The following is a 17,790-nucleotide window of genomic DNA, read 5'->3' as shown; positions in this document are numbered from 1 at the left end:
CTTTTCCTATTTTTTAGCTCTTTGTCGACTGTAGTGGATGACGAAAAGCTAGTATCTAGATAGGGGCATAAAAACTCAAAAGCTTGTCTAGAATTTCTTTATTCGTCAAGTGCATACGAAAAGTAGGACGATAAAATCGCTTAGCGCTGAGTTTACAACAATCTTGTTGAATGAGCTTTCAATAACGTTTGATTGTCTTGTATCCATGAGGTTCTCGCTCAAATTGATTTATGATTTGAACACGCATATGACTCATAACACGGCTAAGATCTAAGGTGTTGGAGTAAAACTGTTCACTGAACTGTTTCAGCATGAGTTTAGAAATATAATAACGAAGGGTGAAAGCAATCAAGTACAATTTTAGCATATGGAAAAAGCTGTTTAGCCAAGTCATAGTAAGAGCTAAACATATCCATAGTCATGATTTTCACTCGACATCGGACTACTCTATCATATTTAAGAAAGTGATTTCGGATGGTCTCTGGAAGACGAGAAAAATCATGCTTAAAACGGAAGTCATTGAGCTTACGAATGACAAATGACAGTTGACGTTGAAATGGAAAGCAGATGTGCAATATCGGTCATAGAAGTCTTTTCAATTAACTTTTGAGCAATATTTTGATTGATGATACGAGGAATTTGGTGATTTTTCTTGACGAAAGATGTCTCGGCGACCATCATTTTCGAACAATAGTAGCACTTAAAACGACGCTTTTTTCAGAAGAATTCTGGTAGGAGTACCAGTCATCTCAAGGTAAGGAATCTTAGACGGTTTTTGAAAATCCTATTTCTTCATTTGGCTTTCGCAATCAGGACAAGATGGGGCATTATAGTCCAGTTAAGCGATGATCTTCTTGTGTGTATCCTTATTGATGATGTCTAGAATCTGGATATTAGAGTCTTAAATATCGAGTGGTTTTGTGATCAAGTGTAATTCTTTCATATGATTCTTTCTAATGAGTTGTTGTGTCTCTTCTCATTATAGATTTTATGGGACTTTTAGGCTCCATAAAATCTATAGAGTTTTATCCACTACAAAAGTTACAGGAATTGGTTTTTGTTAAGGAAGTATATAAATCAGATAAGAGAAAAAGTCAGCACATCATGCTGACTTTTTTCTAGCTTATAAAGTATTGGATAAATGGATCTCATTTGATAAAGTATTAAGATGATTGACCAAATCCATGATTGACAGATGGTTTTGGCAAATAAACTTCTTGGTGATATCTGGAATATAGAAATTAGACACGATGACATCGTAATCTGTCTGATTTAAAATCTCAGGACTTGTTTCTAATTCATCCCAAATATCGAAGGTGAAGCGGTTATTACAGTAATAGGAGAGCATATCAACAAAGGTAAGGGATATAGCATGGTCAAAGTTACTGATAATCAAAACCTTGATAGGTGGTCGATTTTCTAACAGCTGAGTAGAGAGGTGTTCAGCATGGGTTAAGATGGTGTACATCAAGTGTTCCAACTGTTCAGGATGGTCATGCTGTCCAATTGCTTGACGGTATTGAGCCAGTTCTTGACGCGCACTTTCCATAAAGTCTGGGAAGTAAACTTCGAATTTTTGAATCGTCAATGCTTTTTGTTCAAATAAGATTGGGGTAGAAAAGATTTCCTGTCTTTCAAATAAAGCAGTGTTGTGCAAATGCCAAATCAGCTCATCGTGGTTGGTAAAAGTAATCTTATATTGTTTTGATAGGCGTTCTAATATTTGACTAAGTAATTGGTAAGAGTATCTTGCTTCACTGTTCTCTTCTAAAGAGTTGAAGAATTCTTGAGGATCTAAGAAAAGATTGTTTTGAATAAAGGATATAAAAATTTGTGCGATTATATCTGGAGTGATTTCCAACCCCAATTTCTCAGAGAAATGGACAAGTATCTCCTCAAAGTTTGGAATACTTTCCAAAATAGGATAGTATTCATCATAGAAATGATTTGGTAAGTCGATAAAATGACCATTTTTGATGCGGTGGATACTGATAGCCAGCATCAATTTGTACATTCTATAAATTGAAAATGTCATTGGGTAATTCGTGATTTTATAGAAGAAGTCAGCAAACTCTGTTAAATCTTCTTCAGGAAGGTCAGGAAAAGGCCAGTCTAGGAAATAATAGCGCTCAGAAAAATATTGGGCAAAAAAATAGCGAATATCAATCTCATTCCCACGTATCTCGGATGGAGTAAAAGATAATTCTATTTGAAACTGAGATGATAGAGTTTTTGTAATATTTCGACCTAATCGATAGAGATTAGCATTACTAGAATGAAGATTTTCTATTGTTCGATAAATAGGTAGGCCCTCATTGAAAAACAGATACTCTAGTAATTGAAAAGATTGAGAATGTGCAAGAAAATATTGATATACATCTTCTACACTAGTGTTAAGTGCTAAATCTATCATGATTCCGTTAGCAGAAAATTGGATGTCAATATCTGGAAAGGCAAGACGTAGTTCATTTAAATCACTTTTTAAGATTCGTTCTGTACATTCTAATTTTTCGGCAAGTTCATGTAATTTCATCCAATTACGATTTTGAATTAAAGTTTCCATTAAACGTAATTGTCGTTGAACTTTTGTGGATAAAAGGTTACGCATGTAGATAGTCTCCTCCTTAATTTATTCTATCACATTCTTGTCCAAAAAGTACAATAAAATTAGAATAAGAAAATTGTCGTTAGTAGTCAGAGAATTTAGAATAATATAAGTGACTCTTAGGTGCAAAAACAGAATATATCAATTATTCAGAAAATATTGATTTATATATCAAATGGTTGTAGATTGGGAATTGTAAAATATTATTTAGGAGTTCAAAATGAAACATTCACATAAGAAATCATTTGACTGGTATAGCATGCATCAACGATACTCTATTCGTAAGTATCACTTTGGTGCGGCTAGTGTCTTGCTTGGGACAGCCTTAGTCTTGGGAACTGCTGCTAATGCGCAAGCAGTACAAGCGGAGGAACAAAATCCAGAAGTAACTAACATTGTTTCTGTTGATAAGGTAGAAGAAGCTACTAAACCAGCAGAAGTCTCTACCCCTAAAAAAGAAACAACCTACGCAGCTCCAACTGTTGCTCATCCGGTAGAAACGACTCCAGCTAAAACTGAAGAAGCTACTAAACTAGCAGAAGTCTCTACCCCTAAAAAAGAAACAACTTACACAGCTCCAACTGTTGCTCATCCAGTAGAAACGACTCCAGTTAAAACTGAAGAAGCTACTAAACCAGCAGAAAAAGTTGAAGAAGCAAAAGATAAATCAGCTAATATTGGTCTAGAGTCTCGTTCTAACTCTGACAAAGGAACTGTATTAGAAACGCCTGTAGGGAAGAAAGCTGATGTAGTTGAAGCGAAAGAAGAGTCTAAGCCAGCTGCAACAACGTCTGATCGCTCAGCTGTTGATAGTGCTGTTTTGCCAACTAGCACAACTGCTAAAGTAGAAGCAACTAATGAAATCTTGAAACCAGGATTGAGCCTTTCTGATGCTCGTCAAAATCCAGCAATTCGTAAGGAAGACTTAGATAAGGGACACAGTGGCTTTAGAGCGTCTAGCAATCCAGCAAACCCAATTGTTTCAGGTTCTGGAAATACAGTTGCATTTACAGATATTAGTCAAGGTGGTCGTAGTTATAGTTTCCGTGGCTACGGGAACTCACGTGGTGGTAATTCCATTCATTACGATGTAACAACAGTACGTCAAGGTAATAAATTGAATTTCACAATCGACTATTCTGGTCCAGGTGAATTTGTTAATAATAACTTTATCTTGGATAAAGGGGATGGATTTGGAAATCCTTCAAATGCAACCATCACGACTCCAAGGTTGAGAGAACAAACAAGACCTGTTAGTCAGGGTGGCAACTTCGTATCGCACTCAGGATACAGTATGACTTCTGCTACATCAACGAGTGAAAAACAAACAATCAGATTTAGTTTGCCTATCATTAATCCAAATGGTGACTTATCTGTTCGTTTGAAACCAGTTACTTTTAACGTGGACCAAGGTGGTGGTAGTGCCGCTACTAGCAATGACCCATACAGCAACTCCAACTATTATTATAGAGCAAACCCACTATACTTGGATGCAAACCCTTATGGTGGTACTAATAACAAGACTGTTTCAGAAGACATTGACTTCCAAACTGTCTATCTTCCAACTAGTAAGTTACTAGAAGGTCAAACTAGATTAGTTCGAGAAGGTGAAAAAGGACAACGTCAAATTACCTATAAAGTACATCGATTTGGTAACGAAACACTTTTAGGATTACCAATTAGTAATTCTGTTACTAAAGAAGCTAAGCCACGTATTATGCAAATTGGTGTGGCTAAAGAGCTAATCGATACAGTAAAACCACGTGTCGATCAAAATAAAGTCGGTGATACAAATAACCTCACTTTCTATCTTGATAACGATGGAAACGGTGTTTATACTGAAGGTGTAGACGAACTTGTTCAAAAAATTGCTATTAAAGATGGAGCCAAAGGTGAAAAAGGAGACCAAGGCGAACGTGGTCTCACTGGAGCTAAAGGTGAAAAAGGAGACCGAGGCGAACGTGGTCTCACTGGAGCTAAAGGTGAAAAAGGAGACCAAGGTGAACGCGGTTTAACTGGAGCTAAAGGTGAAAAAGGAGACCAAGGTGAACGCGGTCTCACTGGAGCTAAAGGTGAAAAAGGAGACCAAGGTGAACGCGGTCTCACTGGAGCTAAAGGTGAAAAAGGAGACCGAGGCGAACGCGGTCTCACTGGAGCTAAAGGTGAAAAAGGAGACCGAGGCGAACGTGGTCTCACTGGAGCTAAAGGTGAAAAAGGAGACCAAGGTGAACGCGGTTTAACTGGAGCTAAAGGTGAAAAAGGAGACCGAGGCGAACGCGGTCTCACTGGAGCGCAAGGATCTGCAGGACGTGACGGTGTAACTCCAACCGTAACCGTTAAAGATAATAAAAATGACGGCACTCATACTATCACTATTAACGACGGTAGAGGTAATGTTACAAGTACTGTTGTAAGAGATGGTTTCGATGGCGCAAGTCCATTAGTTGCGACTCAACGAAATGAAGCAGATAAGACAACAACTGTTATCTTCTATTATGATCAAAATGGAAATAATGAATTAGATGCTTCTGATAAGAAATTAAAAGAAGTTGTCATTGCAGATGGTGCCAAAGGTGAAAAAGGAGACCAAGGCGAACGCGGTCTCACTGGAGCGCAAGGTGAAAAAGGTGAACGTGGAGACCGTGGTGAAACAGGGGCAGCGGGACGTGACGGAAAAACTCCAAAAATCACAACTGCTCGTGGAGCAGACGGCCGTAGTACTGATATTACATTTACTATTCCTGGTGAAGAACCTGTAACCGTTAATGTAAAAGACGGAAAAGATGGACGTACACCAAATATTGATTTAAATGCTTTAGCAGAGGCAGCAGTAAGACTGAATAATCAAAGAAGCGGAAGAGTAAGAAGATCATTATCAGATACCCCAGCTCCAACTGAAAAACCAAAAGTAATTGGAACTCGTATTACAGCTTACTTCGATAACAATGGAAATGGTAAATATGATCCAGGAGTTGACGAACCAATTAGTTCAGCTGATATTTTAAATGGTACAGACGGTGCCAATGGTGCAGCCGGAGCAGCCGGAGCAGATGGACGTAATGGTGCTGAATTATTAAGTGGACCTAAAGCACCAACAGCAGATGATGGTAAAGATGGCGACACTTATATCGATGCAACTACAGGTGATGTTTATAAGAAAGAAAACGGAACTTGGGATAAGATTGGTAACATTCGTGGACCTCAAGGTCTAAAAGGTGAAGACGGAGTTGCAGGGCCACAAGGACCACAAGGACCTAAAGGGGACAAAGGTGCTCAAGGTCTTCAAGGTGAACGTGGTCAAGACGGAGCTCAAGGTTTACCAGGTCGTGATGGACGTGATGGCGCAGCAGGTCGTGACGGACGAGATGGCCGCGACGGTAAGGATGTCTTGAACGGCAAAGTTGATCCAACAACAGAAGGAAAAGACGGCGATAAATACGTTAACACAGAAACAGGCGACGTCTTCGTTAAGAATAACGGCAACTGGGAAAAGGAAGGCAACATCAAGGGACCTAAAGGGGACAAAGGTGCACAAGGTCTTCAAGGTGAGCGTGGTCAAGACGGAGCCCAAGGTTTACCAGGCCGCGATGGGCGTGATGGAGCTCAAGGTCGTGACGGACGAGATGGCCGCGACGGTAAGGATGTCTTGAACGGCAAAGTTGATCCAACAACAGAAGGAAAAGACGGCGATAAATACGTTAACACAGAAACAGGTGACGTTTTCGTTAAGAATAACGGCACATGGGAAAAAGAAGGTAACATCAAGGGACCTAAAGGGGACAAAGGTGCTCAAGGTCTTCAAGGTGAACGTGGTCAAGACGGAGCCCAAGGTTTACCAGGCCGCGATGGACGTGATGGCGCAGCAGGTCGTGACGGACGAGATGGCCGCGACGGTAAGGATGTCTTGAACGGCAAAGTTGATCCAACAACAGAAGGAAAAGACGGCGATAAATACGTTAACACAGAAACAGGTGACGTCTTCGTTAAGAATAACGGCACATGGGAAAAAGAAGGTAACATCAAGGGACCTAAGGGTGATAAAGGTGCAGAAGGTGCACAAGGACCTAAAGGTGCGGATGGAGCCCAAGGTTTACCAGGCCGCGACGGACGAGATGGTGCTCAAGGACGTGACGGACGAGATGGCCGCGACGGAAAAGACGTCTTGAACGGCAAAGTTGATCCAACAACAGAAGGAAAAGACGGCGATAAATACGTTAACACAGAAACAGGTGACGTCTTCGTTAAGAATAACGGCACATGGGAAAAAGAAGGCAACATCAAGGGACCTAAGGGTGATAAAGGTGCTCAAGGTCTTCAAGGTGAACGTGGTCAAGACGGAGCTCAAGGTTTACCAGGTCGTGATGGACGAGATGGCGCAGCAGGACGTGACGGCCGTGATGGCCGCGACGGAAAAGACGTCTTGAACGGCAAAGTTGATCCAACAACAGAAGGTAAAGACGGCGATAAATACGTCAATACCGAAACAGGCGACGTCTTCGTTAAGAATAACGGCAACTGGGAAAAAGAAGGCAACATCAAAGGCCCTAAAGGGGACAAAGGTGCTCAAGGTCTTCAAGGTGAACGTGGTCAAGACGGAGCCCAAGGTTTACCAGGCCGCGACGGACGAGATGGCGCACAAGGACCAGCAGGACGAGATGGCCGCGACGGAAAAGATGTCTTGAATGGCAAAGTTAATCCAGACGCGACTCAAGGTAAAGACGGCGATAAATACGTCAATACCGAAACAGGTGACGTCTTCGTTAAGAATAACGGCAACTGGGAAAAAGAAGGCAACATCAAAGGCCCTAAAGGGGACAAAGGTGCTCAAGGTCTTCAAGGTGAACGTGGTCAAGACGGAGCCCAAGGTTTACCAGGCCGCGATGGACGTGATGGAGCAGCAGGTCGTGACGGACGAGATGGCCGCGACGGAAAAGATGTCTTGAATGGCAAAGTTAATCCAGACGCGACTCAAGGTAAAGACGGCGATAAATACGTCAATACCGAAACAGGTGACGTCTTCGTTAAGAATAACGGCAACTGGGAAAAAGAAGGCAACATCAAAGGCCCTAAAGGGGACAAAGGTGCTCAAGGTCTTCAAGGTGAACGTGGTCAAGACGGAGCCCAAGGTTTACCAGGCCGCGATGGACGTGATGGAGCAGCAGGTCGTGACGGACGAGATGGCCGCGACGGAAAAGATGTCTTGAACGGCAAAGTTAACCCAGAAGCAACTCAAGGTAAAGACGGCGATAAATACGTCAATACCGAAACAGGCGATGTCTTCGTTAAGAATAACGGTAACTGGGAAAAAGAAGGCAACATCAAAGGCCCTAAAGGGGACAAAGGTGCAGAAGGTGCGCAAGGACCTAAAGGTGCGGATGGAGCCCAAGGTTTACCAGGCCGCGACGGACGAGATGGCGCACAAGGACCAGCAGGACGAGATGGCCGCGACGGAAAAGATGTCTTGAATGGCAAAGTTAATCCAGACGCGACTCAAGGTAAAGACGGCGATAAATACGTCAATACCGAAACAGGTGACGTCTTCGTTAAGAATAACGGCAACTGGGAAAAAGAAGGCAACATCAAAGGCCCTAAAGGGGACAAAGGTGCTCAAGGTCTTCAAGGTGAACGTGGTCAAGACGGAGCCCAAGGTTTACCAGGCCGCGATGGACGTGATGGAGCAGCAGGTCGTGACGGACGAGATGGCCGCGACGGAAAAGATGTCTTGAATGGCAAAGTTAATCCAGACGCGACTCAAGGTAAAGACGGCGATAAATACGTCAATACCGAAACAGGTGACGTCTTCGTTAAGAATAACGGCAACTGGGAAAAAGAAGGCAACATCAAAGGCCCTAAAGGGGACAAAGGTGCTCAAGGTCTTCAAGGTGAACGTGGTCAAGACGGAGCCCAAGGTTTACCAGGCCGCGATGGACGTGATGGAGCAGCAGGTCGTGACGGACGAGATGGCCGCGACGGAAAAGATGTCTTGAACGGCAAAGTTAACCCAGAAGCAACTCAAGGTAAAGACGGCGATAAATACGTCAATACCGAAACAGGCGATGTCTTCGTTAAGAATAACGGTAACTGGGAAAAAGAAGGCAACATCAAAGGCCCTAAAGGGGACAAAGGTGCAGAAGGTGCGCAAGGACCTAAAGGTGCGGATGGAGCCCAAGGTTTACCAGGCCGCGACGGACGAGATGGCGCACAAGGACCAGCAGGACGAGATGGCCGCGACGGAAAAGATGTCTTGAATGGCAAAGTTAATCCAGACGCGACTCAAGGTAAAGACGGCGATAAATACGTCAATACCGAAACAGGTGACGTCTTCGTTAAGAATAACGGCAACTGGGAAAAAGAAGGCAACATCAAAGGCCCTAAAGGGGACAAAGGTGCTCAAGGTCTTCAAGGTGAACGTGGTCAAGACGGAGCCCAAGGTTTACCAGGCCGCGATGGACGTGATGGAGCAGCAGGTCGTGACGGACGAGATGGCCGCGACGGAAAAGATGTCTTGAATGGCAAAGTTAATCCAGACGCGACTCAAGGTAAAGACGGCGATAAATACGTCAATACCGAAACAGGTGACGTCTTCGTTAAGAATAACGGCAACTGGGAAAAAGAAGGCAACATCAAAGGCCCTAAAGGGGATAAAGGTGAACGTGGAGAAGATGGTAAGACTCCAGAAGTAACTGTAACTCCAGGTAAAGATGGTCATAGTACCGACATTACATTCACTGTTCCAGGTAAAGATCCAGTTACAGTAAATGTTAAGGACGGAGAAAATGGTCTAAACGGTAAAACTCCAAAAGTTGATTTGCTCCGTGTCGAAGGACAAAACGGAAATCCATCTCATACAATTGTGACATTCTATACAGATGAAAACAATGATGGTAAGTACACTCCAGGAACTGATGAACTTCTAGGTTCAGAAATGATTAAAGATGGAGCTAAAGGTGCGGACGGACGTGATGGTAAATCATTGCTTACTGTCAAAGATGGTAAAGAAACCAAAGTTTACCAAGAAGATCCAGCACATCCAGGTCAACCATTGAACCCAGAAAAACCTCTTGCAGTTATTAAAGATGGAGTGGACGGAGTCTCTCCAACAGTAACAGCTGTACGTAAGGATGAAGAAGGTCATAAAGGTGTTGAAATCACTGTTGATAACCATGATGGTTCACAACCAACTACAGTCTTTGTTCATGATGGTGAAAAAGGAGAAACTGGAGCAACAGGTCAAGATGGACAAACTCCTACAATTACAACTCAACCTGGAAAAGATGGCCAAAGCACTCTTGTAACTATCACAACACCAGGAAAAGATCCAGTAACCTTTACAGTGAAAGATGGTAAGAATGGTAAAGATGGACGTACACCGCATATTGACTTAAATGCATTAGTGGATGCAGTAAGAAGAGGTGCTGGATTAGCTGTTAATCCACAACCTTCTGGAACATCAAGAAGTGCAAGAAGAGCGAGAAGTGTAGGGGATAATCCAGATGAGGAAACTGCATCAGCTCAACCAGTAGCTACAGACTCAACAGGTTCACAACCAGCAGCTACACAACCAGCGACTACCGGTTCAACAGATTCACAACCAGTAGATGGTACTCGTATTACAGCCTACTATGATAACAATGGTAACGGTAAATATGATCCGGGAGTTGATGAATTAATTGGTACAAGCGATATCTTGAATGGTATCAATGGACGTAATGGTACAAATGGAGCTTCCGGACATGATGGACGTGATGGCCGAAACGGTGCTGAGTTACTAAGTGGAGCTACTGCCCCAACTGCTAAGGATGGTAAAGACGGTGATACTTATATCGATGCTAACACAGGAGACGTTTATAAGAAAAATAACGGAACTTGGGATAAGATTGGTAATATCCGTGGACCTCAAGGAGTAGCCGGTGAAAAAGGCGACAAAGGTGAAAACGGGGCTAATGGAGCAGACGGTAAATCGCCAGTTGTAAATGTAACGGACAATGGAGATGGAACACACTCTATTACTGTTAGAAACCCTGATGGTTCTGAATCAACAACTAAAGTTAAAGATGGTAAAGACGGTAAAACTGCCAATATCACTACAACAGAAAATCCAGATGGAAGTCACACAATTACTGTAACAAATCCAGATGGAACAACTAAAGAAACAGTTGTTAAAAACGGTAAAGATGGTAAGACTCCAAAAGTTGAAGTAACTGATAACAATGATGGAACTCATACTGTTAAAGTTACAGATGGAGACGGCAATGTTACTAACGCTATCATCAAAGATGGTAAAGACGGTAAAGCTGCAACAGCAACAACTACTGAAAACCCAGATGGAAGCCACACTGTAACAATCACTAACCCAGATGGAACTAAGAATGAATTCATTGTGAAAAATGGACGTGACGGTGTTGACGGACGTACTCCAACCGCATCTGTTCGTGACAATGGGGACGGAAGTCATACAATCGTTATTACAAATCCAGAAGGTGTGACAACTGAAACAACAGTACGTGATGGTAAATCACCAAAAGTGACTATAACTGACGAACAAAATGGAACTCATAAGATTTCAGTTCTAAATGGTGATGGAACAACTACTGAAACAATCATTAAAGATGGTAAATCACCAGTAGCGACTGTTACTGACAACCATGATGGTACTTACACTATTCGTGTAGAAAATGGAAATGGAACTGTTTCTGAAACCACAGTTCGTGATGGTAAATCACCAACTGCTAAAGTAGTAGACAATGGAGATGGCACTCACACAGTTACAATTGTTAACTCTGATGGAACTACTACAACTACAACAGTACGTGATGGTAAATCACCAAAACTTGAAGTAATCGATAACAACAATGGTTCACACACTATTAAAGTTACAGGAGCAGACGGTAAAGAAACTAATACTACAATCTTTGACGGTAAATCACCAAAAGCTAATATCGTTGATAATGGAGATGGCACTCACACCTTAACAATCGTAGATTCTGACGGACGTGAATACAAATCTGTTATTAAAGATGGAAAAGACGGAAAAGATGGAGTATCACCAACTGTAACAGTTAAAAATAATAATGATGGAACTCACACAGTTACAATCACAAATCCAGACGGAAGTAAAACTGATATGGTTATTAAAGACGGAAAAGATGGTAAATCACCAAAAGTTTCTGTTGAAGATAACGGAGATGGTAGTCATACAATCACAATCATCAATTCTGACGGAACTGTGACAAAAACAGTTGTTAAAGACGGAAAAGATGGTCGTGATGGTCGCGACGGCAAAGACGGTAAAGATGGCAAATGTGGATGCCAAGACAAACCAGTAACACCATCAAATGACAAACCAGTTCCTCCAACACCAAATGTGCCAGAAGGACCAACATTTGCAATGCCAGAACCACCAGTTCATGAATTGCCAGAATTCAACGGTGGTGTGCCAGGAATACCAGAAGTTCATGAATTGCCAGAGTTTAACGGTGGAGTACCAGGTATGCCTGAAGTTACTGAAGTACCAGAATTAGATATTCCAACAGTACCAGTACAACCAACACCAAATGTACCGACGCCAGAAGTGCCAGTACAACCAACTCCAGTTGTTCCGACACCAGAGGTACCGGTCCAACCAGTACCAGTGGTTCCAGAACAACCTGTAGTGCCAACATCGGCTCAACCAGCAAGTCCAGTAAATGCTAACCCAGAAGTACCAACTACAGTTAAAGAAAACCATGGGGACAAATTACCTGAAACTGGAAGCCAATCTGATTATATCTTTGTTCTTCTAGGTAGCGGTATTCTATTGAGCCTATATGTAGGTCGAAGAAAAGAAGATTAATCATCTAAAAGCAGTCTCTAATTTCTCAAAAGAAGATGATAAGTGATAGATATCGAATGAAAGAATATTCTTAGAACGATTTTCATATGATGGAAAAGACTGCAAAAATCCCATGGGATTTGTGAACTGCACCCTAAAAGTTAGACAAAAAATGGCTCTTTTCTACCATTTGTCAAGTCTATCAAGGCTTTAAGTAAAAAAAGAGATAAGACAGTATCTATTCTGAGGTTACTGTCTTATTTTTAACACTTTTTGATCTATAAATGGGCATGCTAAAAAAACACCTCATCTGGTATTTTTTGAAACAAGGTGTTACAATAATACGGTATAGACAGCCTTATCGATTTTGGGTCAAAGAGTAATCGTAAAGTTTGTTATGCGTAATGAGGTAATACATTGTTCGAATGAGACGATGTATAGAGGCAATCGTATGTGGCTTAGTTGAAGCTATTGTCGATTGTCTTTTTCGTTTCTCATAAAAGTCAGCGATATGGCAGGGATTGGTATGACTAGCTGAAGCGATGTTGTGAATGCACTTGAACAAGATTTTTCTGGCATAGGGATTCCCTCGTTTAGTGATGTGTTCCTTGGCGAGAAAGTTCCCAGATTCATAGTGTCTCAGGTCAATGCCAATAAAAGCGTTGATTTGATTGGTAGACTGAAAGCGACGAATATCTCCCAATTCGCCAATGATAGATGTCGCTGTGGCTTCTGCGATGCCAGGAATTGACCGTAAGATGTCATACTCTGGTAAAGGCTGAGCTAGAGCTACCATGTCGTTTAAGACAACTTGTCTGCGTTCAGAAAGACGAAGCAACTCTTGAGCATAGTAACGAACCTCTTCAAGCATTGGAGAGGTTTTCTTGACCGCACAAAAAGATTGTTTAGCGAGTTTTATAAGTTTATCAGTTAGGTAAGCAATACGCTTTTCAGAGATGCGTTTGGAGGTAGATTGACGGATAATCTCACACAAGTTACTTTGAGATAGGCTTAATACAAACTCTTTGCATGGAAAAGCCATCACTAAGTTCCAATATTGCTCTCCAGTAGGTGTGGATAATAGATTTTCCAATTCAGGAAATGTGACTTGTAGGACCTTGTGCAGACGGTTTTTAGTTCGAACAAGATCTTCTGTCATATTTTGATAGAAACGGCTTAAATCACGCAGGTGTTGATAAACTTCTTCCTGCACGTAAGTTGGTTTACGATTGTGCACAAGCTGAGATTTAGCCAGCTTTTCAGCGTCAATTTTATCTGTTTTACGAACTCGCAGACTGTCCAATTGCTTCTTAGCTTCCAGTGGATTTAGCCGTGTGTAAGCGTAACTATATTCCTCAAGAAAGGCTTGAAGACGTCGAGAATAGACGCCTGTAGCCTCAAATATAATCTCACGGTTATGAACAGTTTTCAAGTCGCCCAACAGGCGATTGAATCCAATGGTATCATTGAGTATGGTGTAGCCATGAACCTTCTCACCATTGACTAAAATGGCCACCTCAGAACTTGTTTTACTGACATCAATTCCAAATACTGCACGCATGACATTACCTCTTTTGTCTTGAATAATTCCATGTTTTAGTGATTTTATTTTCAATACGCGACGTTTAGCGTCCTACATACTTTGATCAAACTCCACCTAAAACAAGGTGTCTTGCCAGTTTGTCAAGCGACGTCTAGCGCCATAGAGCCCTACGACTTTACAAGACACCACTACTTTAACATAAAGAAAAAGTAGTGAGTACTCTCTCCCGTCGGAGATTTCTTCACTACTAATCTTAGTATGTTTGTCAACTGTAGTGGGTGACGAAAAGCTAACATCTAGAGAGGACCTGATAGGTCTTCTCTTTTTTTATGTTCAGAGTGATGAAGACACGTTTCTTAAAGTTGATGAAGTTTCTAAAACCGAATCCCAACCGTTTGATGTCTTTAATCAACTTGTTAGTCGCTTCTAGTTTCGCGTTTGAATAGTCTGTTTCTAGTGCATTTTGGATGTATTGTTTGTGTCTAAGAAAAGTTCTAAAGACCGTTTGAAAATAGTGATTGACTTTGCTTCTATTTTCCTCTATCAGCTCAAAGAACTCATCTACTCTCTTCTCCTGAAAGTGAAAAAGCAAAAGCTGATAAAGTGTATAGTAGTCAGTAAGCTCTTTTGAAAAGCCTAGTGTCTTCTCAACAACTTCATGTGGTGCTAAAGTTTGGCGGAAAGTCTTTGAATAAAAAGAGTTGAGAGATAGTTTACGGCTGTCCTTTTGGAAGAGTCGCCAATGATTTTTCAAGGCTCGATAGGGTAGTGACTTCTTATCGAACTGGTTCATGGTTGCAATTCTAGTCTTTAAAAATGCTCTACCAAGGTGCTGGATAATGTGGAAACGATCAAGAACGATTTTAGCGTTTGGGAAAAGTTTTTTGGCTAGTGGAATATAAGCCCCAGACATATCCATCGTGATAAACTGCACCTTTTGTCGAGCTTTCAATGGATACTTCAAAAAGTAGTTTCGTATAGTAGTCTGGCGACGATTATCAAGGATGGTTATGAGCTCGTTGGTCTCATAGTTTTGAGCGATAAAAGCCAAGTCACCTTTCTTGAACCCAAACTCATCCCAGGACATTATAGCTGGGAGTTTGTCATAATGTTTCTTGAAAGTGAACTGGTCAAGCTTACGATAGACAGTGGACGTCGACACACGAAGTCTTCTGGCAATATCAGTTAGTGACACCTTCTCAGTTAGGAGTTGTGTAACCTTTTGTCGGACTATATTGGAGATTTGGCAGTTTTTCTCAACGATTGATGTCTCAGCCACCGTTACTCTCTTACAACTTTTGCACTGGAAACGACGTTTTTTCAGACGTAGTAGTGTCGGCGTTCCCGCTTGTTCGAGAAGAGGAATTTTAGAAGTTTTTTGAAAGTCGTACTTGATCATCTTTCCATGGCAGTGAGGACATGATGGTGCAGGATAATCCAGTTTTGCTTGAACCTCGATATGAGTATCCGTTTCAAAAACAAGAGAAATAATGATGTTAGGGTCTTTAATTCCGATTAATTCTGTGGTATTCTTAATAAGTCTCATAAGTTCTTCCTAATGATGGTTTTGTCGCTTTTCATTATAGTTCTTATGGGACTTTTTGTGTACACTTAAAAAGCTCTATAATCTCTACAGTGGTTTTACCCACTACAGAAATTATAGAGCCCAAAAAATCTAACTTTTGGGGTGTTTTTATTATGAAATTAACTTATGAAGATAGAGTTAAAATACATGAATTGAGAAAGCAAGGTCAAACTTTCAACCAACTTTCAAAAAGATTTGGTGTGGATGCTTCTGGATTAAGATATATGATGAGATTGATCGAACGTTACGGAATAGAAATTGTCAAGAAAGGTAAGAATTGTTACTATTCTCCAGAATTAAAACAAGAAATGATTGATAAAGTGCTACTTGAAGGTCGTTCACAAAAAAGTATAAGTCTTGATTATGCTCTTCCAAGTGGTGGAATGTTACCTAATTGGATAGCACAATACAAGAAAATGGGTATACTATTGTTGAGAAAACAAGAGGAAGACCGCCTAAAATGGGACGTAAGCCAAAGAAGAAATCTGAAGAGATGACAGAGCTAGAGCAACTTCAAGCAGAAAATGAGTACTTGAGAGCGGAGAACGCTGTTCTAAAAAGGTTGAGAAAACTCCGATTGAGGGGCGAGAAAGAGTAAAGAGAAAAACAGAAATTGTTCGAGGATTGGTAACAGAGTTTGCTTTAGAGAGTCTTCTAAAGATTGTTAAGCTTGCTCGTTCGACCTATTATTACCACTTAAAACAGCTGGATCAAACGGATAATAATCAAACTATCAAAGCTGAAATTCAAGCTATTTTTACTGAACACAAGGGAAATTATGGTTCTCGTCGAATGACTCTTGAATTGCGAAATTGTAGTTTTATAGTGAACCATAAGAAGGTGCAACGGCATGATGAAGTCTTTCTTTTGCATTCTGAAGTCTGAGATGTTTTATGGTTATGAGAAGATGTTTAAGTCAATTAAGCATTTGAAACAAGCTATTGTAAACTATTTTGATTATTACAACAACGAACGAATTGGGGCAAAACTAAAAGGACTCAGTCCTGTGCAATACAGAACTAAATCCTTCGGATAAATTAATTGTCTAACTTTTTGGGGGCAGTACACCTTCTTCATTTCGATACAAGCTAGCTTAGTTTCTACTGAATATACTTTTTTGACTATAACAAAACACTCCTGTTTCTAGTTTACCAGAATTCAACAGGAGTGTTTTCTTGTGTCTCATTTTATTGGTGCAGTGCCCCGAGCTAGTTTTTTATTTTAGTCCGTAGTTATAATCATCGTCTTGCATGGCTTCAACAGTACCTAGAAGGTAACCATTACCGACTTGAGAGAAGAAATCGTGGTTTGATGTTCCTGTAGAAATACCATTCATAACGATTGGATTAACATCGTTAGCAGAATCTGGGAAAAGAGGATCTTGTCCTAAATTCATCAATGCCTTATTGGCGTTATAGCGAAGGAATGTCATTACTTCTTCAGTCCATCCAACACCGTCATAAAGAGATTTAGTGTAGAGTTCTTCATTTTCATACAATTGATAGAGGAGATCATACATCCATTCACGGAAACTCTCTTGCTCTTCTTCAGGTAATTCGTTGAATCCTAGTTGGAACTTATAGCCAATATAGGTACCGTGAACAGATTCGTCACGGATAATGAGTTTGATAATTTCAGCGACGTTAGCTAGCTTATTATTACCAAGATAATAGAGTGGAGTGAAGAAGCCTGAATAGAAAAGGAAGGTTTCAAGATAAGTTGAAGCAACTTTTTTCTGAAGTGGCGTTCCGTTTTCATAGATATCATTAATGATTTTTGCTTTAGTTTGCAAGTACTTGTTGCTATTTGTCCACTCAAAAATTTCCTCAATTTCTGATTTAGTATTCAAAGTTGAGAAAATAGAAGAGTAAGATTTTGCGTGAACAGATTCCATAAACTGAATGTTGTTCAAGACAGCTTCTTCATGTGGTGTACGAACGTCTGCTCGAATGGCTTCAACACCCGTTTGAGATTGCATGGTATCTAGCAAGGTCAAACCGCCGAAAACTTTTCCAACTAAATCTTTTTCTTTAGCTGAAAGTTTACGCCAGTCATCAAGGTCATTTGAAAGGGGGATACGAGTATCTAACCAAAATTGTTCAGTTAATTTTTCCCAGGTAGATTTATCAATCGCATCTTCGATTTCATTCCAGTTAATGGCTTTATAGTAAGTTTCCATTAGAAACCTCTTTCTTTATTGATATCATTTCTATTTTATCATAATTAAAAATCATGATATAGTTTTT

3 protein-coding genes and 5 pseudogenes are annotated in these 17,790 nt (G+C 40.8%); 3 read left to right on the top strand and 5 right to left on the bottom strand.

The features are described 5' to 3' along the window. Positions 1-70 precede the first annotated feature (70 nt). Both EL076_RS06100 and pclR read right to left on the bottom strand, forming a co-directional pair. Positions 71-892: pseudogene (locus EL076_RS06100) on the bottom strand (transposase family protein); the annotation flags it as partial. 231 nt (positions 893-1,123) lie between these two features. After that, positions 1,124-2,608 (bottom strand): virulence transcriptional activator PclR, encoded by a 1,485-nt coding sequence (gene pclR / locus EL076_RS06095; protein ID WP_003094276.1) that lies wholly within the window; start codon positions 2,606-2,608, stop codon positions 1,124-1,126. 217 nt (positions 2,609-2,825) lie between these two features. Between pclR and EL076_RS10615 the strand changes: the two are divergent. Together EL076_RS10615 and EL076_RS10610 are read left to right on the top strand one after the other, a co-directional pair. Further along, positions 2,826-7,847: pseudogene (locus EL076_RS10615) on the top strand (G5 domain-containing protein); the annotation flags it as partial. Between the two features lie 711 nt (positions 7,848-8,558). Beyond that, positions 8,559-12,437, top strand: a pseudogene (locus tag EL076_RS10610) (collagen-flanked surface repeat-containing protein); the annotation flags it as partial. 337 nt (positions 12,438-12,774) lie between these two features. On the opposite strand, the gene EL076_RS06085 reads toward EL076_RS10610, so the two are convergent. Beyond that, positions 12,775-13,977, bottom strand: coding sequence for an IS110 family RNA-guided transposase (locus EL076_RS06085; protein WP_126429655.1), 1,203 nt, complete (start codon positions 13,975-13,977; stop codon positions 12,775-12,777). A 278-nt stretch (positions 13,978-14,255) separates the two neighbouring features. Beyond that, positions 14,256-15,505 (bottom strand): annotated as a pseudogene (locus EL076_RS06075) (ISL3 family transposase). Positions 15,506-15,657: 152 nt separating this feature from the next. Here EL076_RS06075 and EL076_RS06065 point away from each other — a divergent pair. Beyond that, a pseudogene (locus tag EL076_RS06065) lies at positions 15,658-16,580 on the top strand (IS3 family transposase). Between the two features lie 180 nt (positions 16,581-16,760). On the opposite strand, the gene nrdF reads toward EL076_RS06065, so the two are convergent. Continuing rightward, positions 16,761-17,723 (bottom strand): class 1b ribonucleoside-diphosphate reductase subunit beta, encoded by a 963-nt coding sequence (gene nrdF / locus EL076_RS06060; protein ID WP_003092647.1) that lies wholly within the window; start codon positions 17,721-17,723, stop codon positions 16,761-16,763. Between the last annotated feature and the right edge of the window lie 67 nt (positions 17,724-17,790).

Source organism: Streptococcus vestibularis (assembly GCF_900636445.1).
Lineage (GTDB): Bacteria > Bacillota > Bacilli > Lactobacillales > Streptococcaceae > Streptococcus > Streptococcus vestibularis.
Note: the sequence above shows the minus strand (reverse complement) of the source record. Positions and strands in the feature narration are given on the sequence as shown.

Excerpts from the sequence above, each read along its gene's own strand:
- pclR (WP_003094276.1), bottom strand. The coding sequence starts at position 2,608 with ATGCGTAACCTTTTATCCACAAAAGTTCAACGACAATTACGTTTAATG.
- EL076_RS06085 (WP_126429655.1), bottom strand. The coding sequence starts at position 13,977 with ATGCGTGCAGTATTTGGAATTGATGTCAGTAAAACAAGTTCTGAGGTG.
- nrdF (WP_003092647.1), bottom strand. The coding sequence starts at position 17,723 with ATGGAAACTTACTATAAAGCCATTAACTGGAATGAAATCGAAGATGCG.